The sequence below is a fragment of the Escherichia sp. MR genome (genome assembly GCF_005280595.1).
Lineage (GTDB): Bacteria > Pseudomonadota > Gammaproteobacteria > Enterobacterales > Enterobacteriaceae > Escherichia > Escherichia ruysiae.
In genome coordinates, this window is sequence record NZ_SZVK01000013.1 from 22,857 (window position 1) to 40,411 (window position 17,555).

The 17,555-nt window shown below is 51.6% G+C and carries 15 protein-coding genes; 11 read left to right on the forward strand and 4 right to left on the reverse strand.

The window, feature by feature from the left end:
- Positions 1 to 23: 23 nt before the first annotated feature.
- From mreC to tldD, 6 genes are all read left to right on the forward strand, one after another.
- The gene (mreC, locus tag FC814_RS08010) at positions 24 to 1,127 is read left to right on the forward strand and encodes a rod shape-determining protein MreC (RefSeq protein WP_000802526.1); all 1,104 of its coding nucleotides are present in this window, start codon (positions 24 to 26) and stop codon (positions 1,125 to 1,127) included.
- Positions 1,127 to 1,615: a rod shape-determining protein MreD gene (mreD, locus tag FC814_RS08015; protein ID WP_000135265.1), complete on the forward strand. Its 489-nt coding sequence runs from the start codon at positions 1,127 to 1,129 to the stop codon at positions 1,613 to 1,615. The genes mreC and mreD overlap by 1 nt, the downstream gene beginning before the upstream one ends.
- An 8-nt stretch (positions 1,616 to 1,623) precedes the next feature.
- Entirely contained in the window at positions 1,624 to 2,217 is a 594-nt protein-coding gene (yhdE, locus tag FC814_RS08020) for a nucleoside triphosphate pyrophosphatase YhdE (RefSeq protein WP_000203083.1), read from the forward strand.
- Positions 2,207 to 3,676, forward strand: a complete 1,470-nt coding sequence (gene rng, locus FC814_RS08025; protein ID WP_113411969.1) for a ribonuclease G — start codon at positions 2,207 to 2,209, stop codon at positions 3,674 to 3,676. The genes yhdE and rng overlap by 11 nt, the downstream gene beginning before the upstream one ends.
- A gap of 67 nt (positions 3,677 to 3,743) precedes the next feature.
- Positions 3,744 to 7,544 carry an AsmA2 domain-containing protein YhdP gene (gene yhdP / locus FC814_RS08030; protein WP_137325786.1) on the forward strand — a complete coding sequence of 1,267 codons (3,801 nt, stop codon included), beginning with the start codon at positions 3,744 to 3,746 and terminating at the stop codon, positions 7,542 to 7,544.
- 155 nt (positions 7,545 to 7,699) lie between these two features.
- On the forward strand, positions 7,700 to 9,145 hold the full coding sequence (gene tldD / locus FC814_RS08035) for a metalloprotease TldD (RefSeq protein WP_000055925.1): 1,446 nt from the start codon (positions 7,700 to 7,702) through the stop codon (positions 9,143 to 9,145).
- Between the two features lie 73 nt (positions 9,146 to 9,218).
- Here tldD and aaeR read toward each other — a convergent pair whose 3' ends face one another.
- A complete protein-coding gene (aaeR, locus tag FC814_RS08040; protein WP_000440317.1) occupies positions 9,219 to 10,148 on the reverse strand; it encodes an HTH-type transcriptional activator AaeR in 930 nt (309 codons plus the stop codon).
- A 182-nt stretch (positions 10,149 to 10,330) separates the two neighbouring features.
- Between aaeR and aaeX the strand changes: the two genes are divergently transcribed.
- The 4 genes from aaeX to FC814_RS08060 all read left to right on the forward strand — a co-directional run bounded on the left by aaeX (position 10,331) and on the right by FC814_RS08060 (position 13,811).
- Positions 10,331 to 10,534: a p-hydroxybenzoic acid efflux pump operon protein AaeX gene (aaeX, locus tag FC814_RS08045; protein WP_000051841.1), complete on the forward strand. Its 204-nt coding sequence runs from the start codon at positions 10,331 to 10,333 to the stop codon at positions 10,532 to 10,534.
- A gap of 7 nt (positions 10,535 to 10,541) precedes the next feature.
- Positions 10,542 to 11,474 (forward strand): p-hydroxybenzoic acid efflux pump subunit AaeA, encoded by a 933-nt coding sequence (gene aaeA / locus FC814_RS08050; RefSeq protein WP_000854026.1) that lies wholly within the window; start codon positions 10,542 to 10,544, stop codon positions 11,472 to 11,474.
- A 5-nt stretch (positions 11,475 to 11,479) separates the two neighbouring features.
- Positions 11,480 to 13,447, forward strand: coding sequence for a p-hydroxybenzoic acid efflux pump subunit AaeB (gene aaeB, locus FC814_RS08055; protein WP_000510934.1), 1,968 nt, complete (start codon positions 11,480 to 11,482; stop codon positions 13,445 to 13,447).
- A 91-nt stretch (positions 13,448 to 13,538) separates the two neighbouring features.
- Complete coding sequence (locus FC814_RS08060) at positions 13,539 to 13,811, forward strand: barstar family protein (RefSeq protein WP_001029011.1); 273 nt, start codon at positions 13,539 to 13,541, stop codon at positions 13,809 to 13,811.
- A 55-nt stretch (positions 13,812 to 13,866) separates the two neighbouring features.
- On the opposite strand, the gene yhcN is transcribed toward FC814_RS08060, so the two are convergent.
- Both yhcN and argR read right to left on the reverse strand, forming a co-directional pair.
- On the reverse strand, positions 13,867 to 14,130 hold the full coding sequence (yhcN, locus tag FC814_RS08065) for a peroxide/acid stress response protein YhcN (RefSeq protein WP_010345287.1): 264 nt from the start codon (positions 14,128 to 14,130) through the stop codon (positions 13,867 to 13,869).
- Positions 14,131 to 14,494: 364 nt separating this feature from the next.
- Positions 14,495 to 14,965 carry a transcriptional regulator ArgR gene (argR, locus tag FC814_RS08070; protein WP_001257843.1) on the reverse strand — a complete coding sequence of 157 codons (471 nt, stop codon included), beginning with the start codon at positions 14,963 to 14,965 and terminating at the stop codon, positions 14,495 to 14,497.
- Positions 14,966 to 15,399: 434 nt separating this feature from the next.
- Here argR and mdh point away from each other — a divergent pair, with 434 nt between their 5' ends.
- Entirely contained in the window at positions 15,400 to 16,338 is a 939-nt protein-coding gene (gene mdh / locus FC814_RS08075; RefSeq protein ID WP_001295272.1) for a malate dehydrogenase, read from the forward strand.
- Between the two features lie 62 nt (positions 16,339 to 16,400).
- Here the strand turns inward: mdh and degS are convergent, their stop codons facing one another.
- Positions 16,401 to 17,468, reverse strand: a complete 1,068-nt coding sequence (gene degS, locus FC814_RS08080; RefSeq protein ID WP_000497715.1) for an outer membrane-stress sensor serine endopeptidase DegS — start codon at positions 17,466 to 17,468, stop codon at positions 16,401 to 16,403.
- Positions 17,469 to 17,555 lie beyond the last annotated feature (87 nt).

The window sequence follows — 17,555 nt, forward strand, 5'->3', positions numbered from 1 at the left end:
TGATACGAGAATACGCATAACTTATGAAGCCAATTTTTAGCCGTGGCCCGTCGCTACAGATTCGCCTTATTCTGGCGGTGCTGGTGGCGCTCGGCGTTATTATTGCCGACAGTCGCCTGGGGATGTTTAGTCAAATCCGTACCTATATGGATACCGCCGTCAGTCCTTTCTACTTTGTTTCCAATGCTCCTCGAGAATTGCTGGATGGCGTATCACAGACGCTGGCCTCGCGTGATCAACTAGAACTTGAAAACCGGGCGTTACGTCAGGAATTGCTGTTGAAAAACAGCGAACTGCTGATGCTTGGACAATACAAACAGGAGAACGCGCGCCTGCGCGAGCTGCTGGGTTCTCCGTTGCGCCAGGATGAGCAAAAGATGGTGACCCAGGTTATCTCTACGGTTAACGATCCGTATAGCGATCAAGTCGTTATCGACAAAGGCAGCGTTAACGGAGTTTATGAAGGCCAGCCGGTCATCAGCGACAAAGGTGTTGTTGGCCAGGTGGTGGCGGTCGCCAAACTGACCAGCCGCGTGTTGCTGATTTGCGACGCGACCCATGCACTGCCAATTCAGGTACTCCGTAATGATATCCGCGTAATTGCTGCGGGTAACGGTTGTACTGATGATTTACAACTTGAGCACCTGCCAGCGAATACTGATATTCGTGTTGGTGATGTATTGGTGACATCTGGTCTTGGTGGACGCTTCCCGGAAGGTTATCCGGTGGCGGTCGTCTCTTCTGTGAAACTCGATACCCAGCGCGCTTATACCGTGATCCAGGCGCGTCCGACTGCGGGACTGCAACGTTTGCGTTATCTGCTGCTGCTGTGGGGCGCAGATCGTAACGGCGCTAACCCGATGACGCCGGAAGAGGTGCATCGCGTTGCTAATGAACGTCTGATGCAGATGATGCCGCAGGTATTGCCTTCGCCAGACGCGATGGGGCCAAAGTTACCTGAACCGGCAACGGGGATCGCTCAGCCGACTCCGCAGCAACCGACGACAGGAAATGCAGCTACTGCGCCTGCTGCGCCGACACAGCCCGCTGCTAACCGCTCTCCACAAAGGGCTACGCCGCCGCAAAGTGGTGCTCAACCGCCTGCACGTGCGCCAGGAGGGCAATAGTGGCGAGATATCGTAGCCAGGGGCGCTGGGTTATCTGGCTCTCTTTCCTCATCGCCTTGTTACTACAAATTATGCCCTGGCCGGATAATCTCATCGTTTTCCGGCCAAACTGGGTATTGCTCATCTTGCTGTATTGGATCCTGGCCTTGCCCCATCGCGTAAATGTGGGCACAGGTTTTGTGATGGGTGCCATACTGGATCTGATCAGTGGCTCTACGCTCGGTGTCCGGGCGTTGTCGATGAGTATCATTGCTTATCTGGTAGCACTGAAATTCCAGCTTTTCCGCAACCTGGCATTATGGCAGCAGGCGCTGGTCGTCATGTTGCTTTCGCTGGTAGTGGATATTATTGTTTTCTGGGCAGAGTTTTTAGTGATCAACGTCTCTTTCAGACCCGAAGTGTTCTGGAGTAGTGTAGTCAATGGTGTGCTCTGGCCGTGGATTTTCTTGCTGATGCGCAAAATCCGTCAGCAGTTTGCAGTGCAATAAAGGTTTCTATGACTTCTCTGTATTTAGCTTCCGGTTCTCCGCGTCGTCAGGAGTTACTTGCGCAACTTGGCGTGACCTTTGAACGTATTGTTACGGGCATTGAGGAACAGCGCCATCCGCAGGAGAGCGCGCAGCAGTATGTTATGCGTCTGGCGCGTGAGAAAGCGCAAGCAGGTGTTGCTCATACTGCGCAGGATCTCCCAGTACTGGGAGCGGATACCATTGTTGTCCTGAATGGGGAAGTGTTAGAGAAACCGCGCGATGCAGAACATGCGGCGCAGATGTTGCGCAAATTATCGGGACAGACTCATCAGGTAATGACGGCGGTGGCGCTGGCAGACAGCCAGTACATTCTCGATTGTCTGGTGGTCACCGATGTGACGTTCAGAACGTTAACAGACGAAGACATCGCGGGCTATGTTGCCAGCGGTGAACCGTTAGATAAAGCAGGTGCATACGGTATTCAGGGGCTGGGTGGTTGTTTTGTCAGGAAGATAAATGGCAGCTATCACGCCGTAGTCGGCTTACCGCTGGTTGAAACGTATGAATTATTAAGTAATTTTAACGCACTGCGTGACAAAAGGGATAAACATGACGGCTGAATTGTTGATAAACGTAACGCCTTCGGAAACACGAGTGGCGTATATTGATGGCGGTATTCTGCAGGAAATTCATATTGAACGTGAGGCGCGACGCGGAATAGTAGGCAATATCTACAAGGGTCGTGTAAGTCGTGTACTTCCGGGTATGCAGGCGGCTTTTGTAGATATTGGGCTGGATAAAGCCGCGTTTCTTCATGCATCCGACATCATGCCACACACCGAATGTGTGGCGGGTGAAGAACAAAAGCAGTTCACGGTGCGCGATATTTCGGAGCTGGTGCGTCAGGGACAAGATCTGATGGTGCAGGTGGTGAAAGATCCGCTTGGCACCAAAGGTGCGCGTCTGACCACCGATATCACGCTGCCGTCTCGCTATCTGGTGTTTATGCCAGGGGCTTCTCACGTTGGGGTTTCCCAACGCATTGAAAGTGAATCTGAACGTGAACGCCTGAAAAAAGTGGTCGCAGAGTATTGCGACGAGCAGGGCGGATTTATCATCCGTACTGCGGCGGAAGGGGTTGGCGAAGCGGAGCTGGCCTCCGATGCTGCCTACCTGAAACGCGTCTGGACCAAAGTGATGGAACGTAAAAAGCGTCCACAGACCCGTTATCAACTGTACGGCGAACTGGCGCTGGCGCAGCGTGTTCTGCGTGATTTCGCCGACGCTGAGCTGGATCGTATTCGCGTTGACTCGCGCCTGACTTACGAAGCGTTGCTTGAGTTCACTTCGGAATACATTCCCGAGATGACCAGTAAGCTGGAACATTACACCGGACGCCAGCCAATTTTCGATCTCTTTGATGTCGAAAACGAAATCCAGCGGGCGCTGGAACGCAAAGTAGAACTGAAGTCCGGCGGCTATTTGATTATCGACCAGACCGAAGCGATGACTACCGTGGACATCAATACCGGGGCGTTTGTTGGTCATCGCAATCTGGACGACACCATCTTCAATACCAATATTGAAGCGACGCAGGCTATCGCTCGCCAGTTACGGTTGCGTAATCTGGGCGGGATTATCATTATTGATTTCATCGACATGAATAATGAAGATCACCGTCGCCGCGTACTGCATTCGCTGGAACAGGCGTTGAGCAAAGACCGGGTGAAAACCAGCGTTAATGGTTTTTCGGCGCTGGGGCTGGTGGAGATGACGCGTAAACGCACCCGCGAAAGCATTGAGCACGTACTGTGTAATGAATGCCCAACCTGTCACGGTCGCGGAACGGTGAAAACCGTGGAAACCGTATGCTATGAAATCATGCGTGAGATCGTTCGCGTGCACCATGCTTACGACTCTGACCGTTTCCTGGTCTATGCTTCCCCGGCAGTAGCTGAAGCCTTGAAAGGCGAAGAATCGCACTCGCTGGCGGAAGTGGAAATTTTCGTTGGCAAACAGGTTAAAGTACAAATTGAACCGCTCTACAACCAGGAGCAGTTTGACGTCGTAATGATGTAAACAGATGCTGGGCCGCCATCCGGCAAAGGGTTTTTGAGTCACATTTTTAGCAGACAAGGAGTGACGGGTGAGGCGATTGCCGGGGATTTTACTGCTTACTGGAGCCGCGCTCGTTGTGATTGCTGCGCTGCTGGTCAGCGGCCTGCGTATTGCTTTACCGCACCTCGACGCCTGGCGCCCGGAAATCCTTAACAAAATTGAATCCGCGACGGGTATGCCGGTGGCAGCCAGTCAGCTCTCCGCCAGTTGGCAAAATTTTGGCCCAACACTCGAAGCGCACGACATCCGCGCTGAGTTGAAAGATGGCGGTGAATTTTCGGTTAAACGCGTCACCCTGGCGCTGGATGTCTGGCAGAGCCTGCTGCATATGCGCTGGCAGTTTCGTGACCTCACTTTCTGGCAACTGCGCTTTCGCACCAATACACCCATCACCAGTGGTGGTAGCAATGATAGCCTGGAAGCCAGCCATATCAGCGATCTGTTTCTTCGTCAGTTCGATCACTTCGATCTCCGCGATAGCGAAATCAGCTTCCTGACACCATCCGGTCAGCGCGCTGAACTGGCGATCCCGCAACTCACCTGGCTTAACGATCCACGTAGACACCGTGCGGAAGGTCAAGTAAGTCTCTCCAGTCTGACCGGACAACACGGCGTGATGCAGGTGCGCATGGATCTGCGTGATGATGAGGGACTGTTAAGCAATGGTCGCGTCTGGCTTCAGGCTGATGACATTGACCTGAAGCCGTGGCTCGGTAAATGGATGCAGGACAATATTGCGCTGGAAACGGCACAGTTCTCCCTTGAAGGCTGGATGACCATCGACAAAGGCGATGTGATCGGCGGCGATGTCTGGCTGAAACAGGGCGGTGCAAGCTGGCTGGGCGAGAAAAAAACGCATTCGCTGTCGGTGGATAATCTGACTGCGCACATAACGCGCGAACATTCGGGCTGGCAGTTTTCCATTCCTGATACGCGGATCACGATGGACGGCAAACCCTGGCCGAGTGGAGCTTTGACGCTGGCCTGGACACCAGAACAGGACGTTGGCGGGAAAAACAATAAACGCAGTGACGAACTACGGATTCGCGCCAGCAATCTGGAGCTGGCGGGGCTGGAAGGCATACGCCCATTAGCAGCGAAACTTTCACCTGCGCTGGGTGATATCTGGCGTTCAACCCAGCCGAGCGGCAAGATCAACACGCTGGCGCTGGATATCCCGCTTCAGGCGACAGAGAAAACCCGCTTTCAGGCGTCGTGGAGCAATTTGGCCTGGAAACAATGGAAATTACTGCCGGGTGCGGAACATTTCTCCGGGACGCTTTCAGGAAGCGTAGAAAATGGTTTGCTGACGGCTTCCATGAAGCAGGCGAAAATGCCTTATGAAACGGTATTTCGCGCACCGCTGGAAATTGCCGACGGCAAGGCAACCATAAGCTGGTTGAATAATGATAAAGGTTTCCAGCTGGATGGGCGTAACATCGACGTTAAAGCCAAAGCCGTCCATGCGCGCGGCGGTTTTCGTTACCTGCAACCTGCTAACGATGAACCCTGGCTGGGGATTCTGGCTGGCATCAGTACCGATGATGGTTCACAAGCCTGGCGCTATTTCCCGGAAAACCTGATGGGGAAAGAGTTAGTCGATTATCTAAGTGGCGCAATTCAGGGCGGTAAAGCGGATAACGCGACCCTGGTTTATGGCGGCAATCCACATCTTTTCCCTTACAAACACAACGAAGGTCAGTTTGAAGTGCTGGTGCCGCTGCGTAACGCGAAGTTTGCCTTCCAGCCGGACTGGCCTGCATTAACTAACCTTGATATTGAACTGGACTTTATTAACGACGGTTTATGGATGAAAACCGATGGCGTTAATCTGGGCGGTGTGCGCGCCAGTAACCTCACTGCGGTGATCCCTGACTACTCGAAAGAAATGTTGCTTATTGACGCTGACATTAAAGGTTCGGGTAAAGCCGTTGGTCCTTACTTTGATGAGACGCCGCTGAAGGATTCTCTGGGGGCGACCCTACAAGAACTCCAGCTAGACGGCGATGTGAATGCTCGCTTACATCTCGATATCCCGCTGAATGGCGAACTGGTTACAGCGAAAGGTGAAGTGGTGCTGCGCAACAACAGCCTGTTTATCAAACCCCTCGACAGCACCCTGAAAAATTTGAGCGGTAAATTCAGCTTTATCAATGGTGATCTGCAAAGTGAACCACTGACCGCAAGCTGGTTTAACCAGCCACTGAACGTGGATTTTTCCACCAAAGAAGGGACAAAAGCCTATCAGGTTGCGGTGAATCTCAACGGTAACTGGCAACCAGCGAAAACCGGCGTTCTGCCTGAAGCGGTGAACGAAGCGTTAAGCGGCAGCGTGGCGTGGGATGGTAAAGTGGGCATTGAGCTGCCTTATCATGCTGGCGCGACCTATAACGTAGAGCTGAACGGCGATCTGAAAAATGTGAGTAGTCACTTACCTTCGCCGTTAGCCAAACCTGCGGGTAAACCGCTACCTGTAAATATTAAGGTTGATGGCAATCTCAACAGCTTTGAATTAACCGGGCAAGCTGGCACGAATAACCATTTCAATAGCCGCTGGTTGCTCGGTCAAAAGCTGACGCTTGAGCGCGCCATCTGGGCGGCAGACAGCAAAACGCTTCCACCGTTACCGGAACAGAGTGGTGTTGAGTTAAATATGCCGCCAATGGACGGCGCCGAGTGGCTGGCGCTATTCCAGAAAGGCGCGACGGAAAAGGTTGGCAGCGCGGCGAGTTTCCCTCAGCACATTACGTTGCGTACACCGGCGTTGTCATTGGGGAATCAGCAGTGGAATAACCTGAGCATCGTCTCGCAGCCGATGGCAAACGGTACGCAGGTTGAGGCGCAAGGGCGTGAAATCAACGCTACGCTGGCGATGCGTAATAACGCGCCGTGGCTGGCAAATATTAAATATCTCTATTACAACCCGAACGTGGCAAAAACCGGTGGTGAATCAACGAATTCATCACCTTTCCCGACCACGGGGCGCATTAGCTTTCGTGGCTGGCCGGATGCGCAAATACGTTGCGCAGAGTGCTGGTTCTGGGGGCAAAAATTCGGTCGCATCGACAGCGATATCACCATTTCCGGCGATACGTTAACGCTGACTAATGGACTGATTGATACTGGTTTCTCGCGACTCACTGCCGATGGTGAATGGGTTAACAATCCGGGGAATGAACGCACCTCGCTGAAAGGAAAACTGCGCGGCCAGAAAATTGATGCCGCCGCAGAATTTTTTGGTGTCACGACGCCAATACGCCAGTCGTCATTTAATGTGGATTACGATTTACACTGGCGTAAAGCACCGTGGCAGCCGGATGAAGCGACGTTGAATGGCATCATTCATACCCAACTGGGCAAAGGCGAAATTACCGAAATCAGCACCGGACATGCCGGGCAATTGCTGCGCTTATTGAGCGTTGATGCCCTGATGCGTAAGCTGCGTTTTGATTTCAGAGACACCTTTGGCGAAGGGTTCTATTTTGACTCCATTCGCAGCACGGCGTGGATTAAAGACGGTGTTATGCACACCGATGACACGCTGGTGGATGGCCTGGAAGCGGATATCGCCATGAAAGGGTCGGTGAATCTGGTACGCCGCGATCTGAATATGGAGGCGGTTGTCGCGCCGGAAATTTCCGCGACGGTGGGGGTGGCTGCGGCCTTTGCAGTTAACCCCATTGTCGGCGCTGCGGTGTTTGCCGCCAGTAAAGTGCTGGGGCCGCTATGGAGCAAAGTCTCCATTTTGCGCTATCACATTTCTGGTCCGCTGGACGATCCGCAAATCAACGAAGTATTGCGCCAACCGCGTAAAGAAAAAGCGCAATGATTTGACGAGGGCGCGTAATTGCCCCAATCTCTTATGATAATCGTTGCCAAAGGCCAACGAGCCGGAACATAACCGTAGGTCGGATAAGGCGTTCACGCCGCATCCGGCAGCCGTAAAAAATCCTCTACCGCAGTAACTAACGAGTAGCAAAAACGATGAGTCTGAACCTGGTAAGTGAACAATTGCTAGCGGCGAATGGCCTGAAACATCAGGACTTGTTCGCGATCCTCGGTCAACTGACCGAACGTCGCCTTGATTATGGCGATCTCTATTTTCAGTCGAGCTATCACGAATCCTGGGTTTTAGAAGACCGCATTATTAAAGATGGTTCTTACAACATCGATCAGGGCGTTGGCGTGCGTGCAATCAGCGGTGAAAAGACCGGATTTGCTTACGCTGACCAAATCAGCCTGCTGGCGCTGGAACAAAGTGCGCAAGCGGCGCGTACCATTGTGCGTGACAACGGCGATGGCAAAGTACAGACGCTGGGCGCGGTAGAGCATAGCCCGCTGTATACCTCGGTTGACCCGCTGCAAAGCATGAGCCGTGAAGAGAAGCTGGATATCCTGCGTCGTGTCGATAAGGTTGCTCGCGAAGCGGACAAGCGCGTACAGGAAGTGACTGCCAGCCTCAGTGGCGTCTATGAATTAATTCTGGTTGCGGCGACTGACGGCACGCTGGCAGCGGATGTGCGCCCTCTGGTGCGTCTTTCTGTGAGCGTTCTGGTCGAAGAAGATGGCAAACGCGAACGCGGCGCCAGTGGCGGCGGCGGTCGTTTTGGTTATGAGTTCTTCCTTGCCGATCTCGATGGCGAAGTCCGTGCGGATGCATGGGCAAAAGAAGCCGTGCGTATGGCGCTGGTCAATCTTTCTGCTGTTGCCGCACCTGCGGGCACCATGCCGGTAGTTCTCGGCGCTGGCTGGCCCGGCGTGCTGTTGCATGAAGCGGTCGGTCATGGCCTGGAAGGCGACTTCAACCGCCGTGGTACTTCAGTCTTTAGTGGACAGGTCGGGGAGCTGGTGGCTTCTGAACTGTGTACCGTGGTTGATGATGGCACGATGGTCGATCGCCGTGGTTCGGTAGCGATTGATGATGAAGGTACGCCAGGTCAGTACAATGTGCTGATTGAGAACGGCATCCTGAAAGGTTACATGCAGGATAAACTCAACGCGCGCTTAATGGGTATGAAGCCGACTGGCAATGGTCGCCGTGAATCGTACGCTCACCTGCCCATGCCGCGTATGACCAACACCTACATGCTGCCGGGTAAATCGACCCCGCAGGAAATTATTGAATCCGTTGAGTATGGCATCTATGCGCCGAACTTCGGTGGCGGCCAGGTGGATATCACCTCCGGCAAATTTGTCTTCTCCACCTCAGAAGCGTATCTGATTGAAAACGGTAAAGTAACGAAGCCAGTGAAAGGCGCAACGTTGATTGGTTCCGGCATCGAAACCATGCAGCAGATTTCGATGGTGGGCAACGACCTGAAACTGGATAACGGCGTGGGTGTCTGCGGCAAAGAAGGGCAGAGTTTGCCGGTTGGCGTGGGTCAGCCGACGCTTAAAGTCGATAACCTGACCGTTGGCGGTACTGCGTAATCTATCCTGGCCGGTAAGCGTCGCATCAGGCATTGGTTGCCGGATGCGGCGCTTACCGACTTACGCACATAAATTACTTTTCTTTCCCGCGCCCGTGCATCTCCTGAAACAGCTTACCGACCTCAACAAAATAATCTGTCAGTGAGTTGATCACGACCTGCACCTTCAGTGGCAGCTTATCTTTTTCGGTATATAACGCATAAACCGGGCGTGGATCTGACTGGTAACGCGGCAGCAGGATCTCCAGTTCCCCGCGATTGATCTCGTTGATCACCCACATCAGCGGCACGTAGGCGATGCCGGCGCCTGCCGTCAGCCAGCGCACCAGCGTCATCGGATCATTTGTGACAAACCGTCCTTGCGGGATCAGTCGTGTTGAGATCCCTTCTGGCGCGATCAGTTCAAATTCATTGTCCGGGCGCACGCTGTATTCCAGCCATGAATGACTACTTAAATCGGCGGGTTTTTCCGGTATGCCGTATTGTGTGAGATAGCTTTTAGCTGCGCACACCACCATTGGCATCGCGCCCAGACGGCGGGAAAACAGGCTGGAATCCTGCAATGCGCCGACGCGGATCACCACATCCAGACCATCAGCGATCAGGTCGGGTGCAGGTATACCTGTGACCAGATTCACGCTCAGACCTGGGTACTCTTTCAGCATTTTTGCTGTCAGCCCGGCGAGAACATTTTGTGCCATAGTTGAAGAACAGCCAATGCGCAGCGTCCCGATGGGGGTGTTATTGAAGGCATACAATTGCTCATGGACATCCTGCACTTCATGGAGCATCCGACGGCAGCCCTGGTAGTAAATTCTACCGGCTTCAGTCAAGCCAATGCTGCGTGTGCTGCGGTTTAACAGCTTTACCTGCAACTCATCTTCCAGTTTTGACACCGTCTGACTGATGGACGAAACGCTCATCTGTAGCTGTCTGGCGGCGGCGGTAAAAGAGCCAAATTCAACTACTTTGGCAAACACCGACATACGTTTTAGTCGTTCCATTATTCACTCTGACTTAAAAGTGATTTAGATCACATAATATAGATAACAGCATAACAGTTACGCTAATATATTAAATATCAATCTACAGCAATGTTGCTCTCGCCCGGCTTTCCATGCCCTTCTCTGCGGCGACAGATGCTGAAAATAATAACGCCTGCTCTCTCTATACAACCAAGGTCAACATGAGTCTGTTTCCCGTTATCGTGGTGTTTGGGCTGTCCTTCCCACCGATATTTTTCGAATTGCTTTTATCACTGGCGATTTTCTGGCTGGTGCGCCGGGTACTTGTGCCAACAGGTATCTACGACTTTGTCTGGCATCCGGCGTTGTTCAACACCGCGCTCTATTGCTGCTTGTTTTATTTGATATCGCGACTGTTCGTTTGAGGTTGAAGTGAAAACACTAATAAGAAAATTCTCCCGTACGGCCATCACGGTCGTATTAGTCATTCTGGCCTTCATCGCAATTTTTAATGCCTGGGTCTATTACACCGAATCCCCGTGGACGCGTGACGCACGCTTTAGCGCCGACGTCGTTGCGATCGCGCCGGACGTATCCGGACTCATTACTCAGGTAAATGTTCATGATAACCAGCTGGTGAAAAAAGGACAGGTACTGTTCACCATCGATCAGCCGCGCTATCAAAAGGCGCTCGAGGAAGCGCAAGCCGATGTTGCTTATTATCAGGTGCTGGCACAGGAAAAACGCCAGGAGGCCGGACGTCGTAACCGTCTCGGCATACAGGCGATGTCTCGCGAAGAGATAGACCAGGCCAACAACGTACTACAAACAGTTCTGCATCAGTTAGCGAAAGCGCAGGCGACCCGCGATCTGGCAAAACTGGATCTTGAACGCACGGTGATCCGCGCACCGGCGGATGGCTGGGTGACCAACCTCAACGTCTATACCGGTGAGTTTATTACCCGTGGCTCAACGGCGGTTGCGCTGGTGAAACAGAACTCCTTCTATGTGCTGGCCTATATGGAAGAAACCAAGCTGGAAGGGGTGCGCCCGGGGTATCGCGCAGAGATCACGCCGCTTGGCAGTAACAAAGTGCTGAAAGGTACGGTTGATAGCGTCGCTGCCGGGGTCACCAACGCCAGCAGTACGCGCGATGATAAAGGAATGGCGACTATCGACTCTAACCTGGAGTGGGTGCGTCTGGCGCAACGAGTTCCGGTACGTATTCGTCTCGATAATCAGCAAGAGAACATCTGGCCTGCGGGCACCACCGCGACGGTGGTGGTCACTGGCAAACAGGATCGTGACGAAAGCCAGGATTCGTTCTTCCGTAAAATGGCTCATCGCCTGCGTGAGTTTGGTTAATCACGATGGGTATTTTCTCCATTGCTAACCAACATATTCGCTTTGCGGTAAAACTGGCGACCGCCATTGTGCTGGCGCTGTTTGTTGGCTTTCACTTTCAGCTGGAAACGCCACGCTGGGCGGTACTGACAGCGGCGATTGTTGCCGCCGGTCCGGCCTTTGCTGCCGGTGGCGAACCGTATTCTGGCGCTATTCGCTATCGTGGCTTTTTACGCATCATCGGCACATTTATCGGCTGTATTGCCGGGCTGGTGATCATTATTGCGATGATCCGCGCCCCTTTGCTGATGATTCTGGTGTGCTGTATCTGGGCCGGTTTTTGTACCTGGATTTCTTCACTGGTACGAATAGAAAACTCCTATGCGTGGGGACTGGCTGGTTATACCGCGCTGATCATTGTGATCACCATTCAGCCGGAACCGTTGCTGACGCCGCAGTTTGCCGTCGAACGTTGTAGTGAGATCGTTATCGGTATTGTGTGTGCGATTATGGCGGATCTGCTCTTTTCTCCGCGATCGATCAAACAAGAAGTGGATCGAGAGCTGGAAAGCTTGTTGGTCGCGCAATATCAATTAATGCAACTCTGTATCAAGCATGGCGATGGTGAAGTTGTCGATAAGGCCTGGGGCGACCTGGTTCGACGCACCACGGCGCTACAAGGTATGCGCAGCAACCTGAATATGGAATCTTCCCGTTGGGCGCGAGCTAATCGACGTTTAAAAGCGATTAATACGCTATCGCTGACGCTGATTACCCAGTCCTGCGAAACCTATTTGATTCAGAATTCGCGCCCGGAATTGATCACTGATACTTTCCGCGAATTTTTTGACACGCCGGTAGAAACCGCGCAGGACGTTCACAAGCAGCTCAAACGCCTGCGAAGAGTTATTGCCTGGACCGGGGAACGGGAAACACCTGTCACCATTTATAGCTGGGTCGCGGCGGCAACACGTTATCAATTGCTCAAACGCGGTGTTATCAGTAATACAAAAATCAACGCCACCGAAGAAGAGATCCTGCAAGGCGAGCCGGAAGTAAAAGTTGAGTCAGCCGAACGTCATCATGCGATGGTTAACTTCTGGCGAACCACACTTTCCTGCATTCTGGGCACGCTTTTCTGGCTGTGGACGGGTTGGACTTCCGGCAGTGGCGCAATGGTGATGATTGCGGTAGTGACGTCACTGGCGATGCGTTTGCCGAATCCACGCATGGTGGCGATCGACTTTATCTACGGGACGCTGGCGGCGTTGCCGTTAGGGCTGCTCTACTTTTTGGTGATTATCCCAAATACCCAACAGAGTATGTTGCTGCTGTGTATCAGCCTTGCCGTGCTGGGATTCTTCCTTGGCATTGAAGTACAGAAACGGCGACTGGGTTCAATGGGGGCGCTGGCCAGCACCATCAATATTATCGTGCTGGATAACCCGATGACGTTCCATTTCAGTCAGTTTCTCGACAGCGCATTAGGGCAAATCGTTGGCTGTGTATTGGCGTTTATTGTTATTCTGTTAGTGCGGGATAAATCACGCGACAGAACCGGACGCGTATTGCTTAATCAATTTGTTTCAGCTGCTGTTTCCGCGATGACCACCAATGTCGCGCGTCGTAAAGAGAACCATCTTCCGGCACTTTATCAGCAGTTGTTTTTGCTGATGAATAAATTTCCCGGAGATTTGCCGAAATTTCGCCTGGCGCTGACGATGATTATCGCGCACCAGCGCCTGCGTGATGCGCCGATCCCGGTTAACGAGGATTTATCGGCGTTTCACCGACAAATGCGCCGCACAGCAGACCATGTGATATCTGCCCGTAGCGATGATAAACGTCGTCGGTACTTTGGGCAGTTGCTGGAAGAACTGGAAATCTACCAGGAAAAGCTACGCATCTGGCAAGCGCCACCGCAGGTGACGGAACCGGTGCATCGGCTTACCGGTATGCTCCATAAGTATCAACATGCGCTGACCGATAGTTAAGTTAAAACCGACGCCAAAAGCGTCGGTTTTTTCATGTCTATACTTAGCGATGAACGGCAGAACTCGCCGCGAAACGTGACGGTGGCAACAGATGAATATCTATACATTTGATTTTGATGAGATTGAGAGTCAGGAGGATTTTTATCGCGACTTTAGCCAAACCTTTGGCCTGGCGAAAGATAAGGTACGCGATCTCGACTCTCTATGGGATGTGTTAATGAATGATGTCCTGCCGCTACCGCTGGAGATCGAATTCGTTCATCTGGGAGAGAAAATGCGTCGCCGTTTTGGCGCGTTAATATTGCTGTTTGATGAGGCAGAGGAAGAGCTGGAAGGGCATTTGCGTTTTAATGTTCGTCATTAGCGCAAAAAAAAGCCCCCGAACCGGGGGCAATATCGTCGGACAAGACGATGAGGGTTTATTTGTACAGTTCAGCCGTAGCGTGCCAGGTGTCACCGCTACGAGCTTCAGTAATCTGGTAGGCCGTTGCGCCTTTTTCTTCCGCTTTTTTATTCAACATTTCACGCATATCCATCGGCGAAGACGCCACCCCGCTGACGGACACTGTACCGATAGCTTCACGGTTTTGCGCTTGTGCAGCATTAATGGAATCGGCAGCGAAGGCACCGAAAGAGAGAACAGAAAGTACGCTTAATACAGCAACAGTGGTTTTGATTTTCATGATTTTTACCTCGACATAATCTTTTAGCTGGGCCTTTGTTTCGTGACCCATATCACAAAATCAAGTATACACTAATTATTTAGCTAATTAATACCACGCTAACTGTTTCTATTGGATTTAAAGTGTTAAAAATATTAATTTTTATAACAAAGTGGAATTAAAAACATATGGCACCATTATAAATGTCATTAATTTCAATATTATATCGTTTTTTGCATAATGTGCGATTATTACCCTATGTATTCGATATGTGAATGTTTTGTCGCAGCAAAGCGCACTATTCGTTAATAGATGACAGGGGAAAGCAGGGGGATAAGAGGAGAATGCAGCATTTTTCCCGCCGCCAGAAGCGGCGGGGTAGAGATTAAAGCTCCTGGTCGAACAGCTCTAAAATCGCTTCGTACAGGTCTTTGACGGTAAAACCTTTAGCAGGGGTGGTAAAGATGGTGTCATCACCGGCAATGGTGCCAAGAATACCTTCTGCTTTGCCCAGAGAGTCCAGCAGACGCGCAATTAATTGTGCCGCGCCAGGGCTGGTATGAATCACCACAACAGCGTCATTGTAGTCGATATCCAGCACCAGATTTTTCAGCGGACTGGAGGTGGTTGGTACGCCCAGTTCAGCTGGTAGGCAGTAAACCATTTCCATCTTGGCATTGCGGGTACGTACAGCACCAAACTTGGTTAACATCCGCGAGACTTTAGACTGGTTAATATTGTCAAAGCCTTGCTCCTGCAATGCGGCGACGATTTCGCCCTGGGAGCTAAATTTCTCTTCTTTAAGTAACGCTTTAAACGCTTTAACTAATTCTTCTTGCTTAGCCGAGCTTCGCATAAGTCACCCGATATGGTGGTTGATACAACATTATTGTGCATACAGATGAATTTTTATGCAAACAGTCTGCCCTGGAGAAGGCTGAAATAATGTTATGAAAGAGCGGGATTTTATCAAATTTCGTTATTGAGAAACATGCCTGCGTCACGGCATGTAAATTTCGCTTAAAAGTAAATTAATTGTTATCAAAATGATGTTGTTTTGGCTGAACGGTAGGGTATATTGTCACCACCTGTTGGAATGTTGCCCTAATGCATAAGCGACTGTTAATTACGTAAGTTAGCTCCCTGATTACGTCAATTAAATGCATAAACGCCAAATTTGCGTGACTACACATTCTTGAGAAGTGGTCATTGTAAACAGGGAATTTGTGGATTAAGGTCGCGGCAGCGGAGCAACATATCTTAGTTTATCAATATAATAAGGAGTTTAGGATGAAAGTCGCAGTCCTCGGCGCTGCTGGTGGTATCGGCCAGGCGCTTGCACTACTGTTAAAAACCCAACTGCCTTCAGGTTCAGAACTCTCCCTGTATGATATCGCTCCAGTCACTCCCGGTGTGGCCGTCGACCTGAGCCATATCCCTACTGCTGTGAAAATCAAAGGTTTTTCTGGTGAAGATGCGACCCCTGCTCTGGAAGGCGCAGATGTCGTTCTTATTTCTGCAGGTGTTGCGCGTAAACCGGGTATGGATCGTTCTGACCTGTTTAACGTTAACGCCGGTATCGTGAAAAACCTGGTACAGCAAGTTGCGAAAACTTGCCCGAAAGCGTGCATTGGTATTATCACTAACCCGGTGAACACCACTGTGGCTATCGCTGCAGAAGTGCTGAAAAAAGCCGGTGTTTATGACAAAAACAAACTGTTCGGCGTTACCACGCTGGATATCATTCGTTCCAACACCTTTGTTGCGGAACTGAAAGGCAAACAGCCGGGCGAAGTTGAAGTGCCGGTTATTGGCGGTCACTCTGGTGTTACCATTCTGCCGCTGCTGTCTCAGGTTCCTGGCGTAAGCTTCACCGAACAAGAAGTGGCTGATTTGACCAAACGTATCCAGAACGCGGGTACTGAAGTGGTTGAAGCGAAAGCCGGTGGCGGGTCTGCAACCCTGTCTATGGGCCAGGCCGCTGCACGTTTTGGTCTGTCTCTGGTTCGCGCACTGCAGGGCGAACAAGGCGTTGTAGAATGTGCCTACGTTGAAGGCGACGGTCAGTACGCACGTTTCTTCTCTCAACCGCTGCTGCTGGGTAAAAACGGCGTGGAAGAGCGTAAATCTATCGGCACCCTGAGCGCATTTGAACAGAACGCGCTGGAAGGTATGCTGGATACGCTGAAGAAAGATATCGCCCTGGGCGAAGAATTCGTTAATAAGTAATTGATTAGCGGATAATAAAAAACCGGAGCACAGACTCCGGTTTTTTATTTTGAGCGCACGACTTAATTAGTCGCTGGATATTCCTGAATGGTGACCTGCAACGTTAGCTGCTTATCGTCACGCATCACTACAACTGGGATCACTGAGCCAGGTCGGATTTCCGCAACCTGATCCATCGTCTCCAGTGCGGAGATGGCTGGTTTGTTATCCACAGAGATAATCAGATCGTTGACCTGGATACCCGCATTCGCCGCCGGACCATCAGGTGACACTTCGTTAACCACAATTCCTTGCAGTTGATCGATACCGCCGCCCTGCGCGTGCAGAGGTGCGATTTCTCGTCCACCAATGCCAATGTATCCACGGATCACGCGACCATCGCGGATCAGCTTATCCATAATTTTGGTTGCTAACTGGAAAGGAATCGCAAAGCCGATACCTTCCGGCGTTTCGCCATCGTTACTCTTATCAAACGACAGCGTGTTGATGCCCATCAGTTCTCCCAGCGAGTTCACCAGCGCGCCGCCGGAGTTACCGTGGTTAATGGAAGCATCGGTTTGCAGGAAGTTTTGCCGCCCGGTCGGGTTCAGGCCGATTCGACCTGTGGCACTGATAATGCCCTGGGTAATGGTCTGCCCAAGGTTATACGGGTTACCGATCGCCAGCACCACATCGCCAATGTGCGGTACGCGTCGTGAATTGATAGGAATAGTGGGTAAACCACCAGTGGCATTAATTTTAAGCACCGCCAGATCGGTTAGAGAGTCAGATCCCACCAGTAATGCTTCAAAAACACGACCATCCTGTAAGGCGACGATGATCTGATCGGCGTCGTTGATCACGTGTTTATTGGTGATGATATAACCGCGTTGATCCATGATCACGCCAGATCCCAGTGTACGGATCTCAAGCTGGTTGTGTGAGGCGGTGTTCAAACCACGGTTATAAACGTTGACTACCGCTGGCGCGGCGCGGCGAACCGCCAGATTATAGCTGGCAGGCGTCTCATCGGTACTGTCGAATTGCGGTGTGGAAAGCGGGTTAATGCTGCGCAGCGAAGGCATGGCAACCAGCAGAATAGCGCCGACAATTAATCCAATCGCAACGGAACGTAAGAGCTTCACAAACATGATGGAGGCGTCATTAAAAAAGGGAACGGCAGCAGCATACCACGAGTTAACCGGACATCACACGTCAGCCTGATGCCCGGTTTACGA

Bases quoted from the DNA above. Each gene is read 5' to 3' on its own strand.
- mreC (WP_000802526.1), top strand. From the start codon at position 24: ATGAAGCCAATTTTTAGCCGTGGCCCGTCGCTACAGATTCGCCTTATT.
- yhdE (WP_000203083.1), top strand. From the start codon at position 1,624: ATGACTTCTCTGTATTTAGCTTCCGGTTCTCCGCGTCGTCAGGAGTTA.
- rng (WP_113411969.1), top strand. From the start codon at position 2,207: ATGACGGCTGAATTGTTGATAAACGTAACGCCTTCGGAAACACGAGTG.
- tldD (WP_000055925.1), top strand. From the start codon at position 7,700: ATGAGTCTGAACCTGGTAAGTGAACAATTGCTAGCGGCGAATGGCCTG.
- aaeR (WP_000440317.1), bottom strand. From the start codon at position 10,148: ATGGAACGACTAAAACGTATGTCGGTGTTTGCCAAAGTAGTTGAATTT.
- aaeX (WP_000051841.1), top strand. From the start codon at position 10,331: ATGAGTCTGTTTCCCGTTATCGTGGTGTTTGGGCTGTCCTTCCCACCG.
- aaeB (WP_000510934.1), top strand. From the start codon at position 11,480: ATGGGTATTTTCTCCATTGCTAACCAACATATTCGCTTTGCGGTAAAA.
- FC814_RS08060 (WP_001029011.1), top strand. From the start codon at position 13,539: ATGAATATCTATACATTTGATTTTGATGAGATTGAGAGTCAGGAGGAT.
- yhcN (WP_010345287.1), bottom strand. From the start codon at position 14,130: ATGAAAATCAAAACCACTGTTGCTGTATTAAGCGTACTTTCTGTTCTC.
- argR (WP_001257843.1), bottom strand. From the start codon at position 14,965: ATGCGAAGCTCGGCTAAGCAAGAAGAATTAGTTAAAGCGTTTAAAGCG.
- mdh (WP_001295272.1), top strand. From the start codon at position 15,400: ATGAAAGTCGCAGTCCTCGGCGCTGCTGGTGGTATCGGCCAGGCGCTT.
- degS (WP_000497715.1), bottom strand. From the start codon at position 17,468: ATGTTTGTGAAGCTCTTACGTTCCGTTGCGATTGGATTAATTGTCGGC.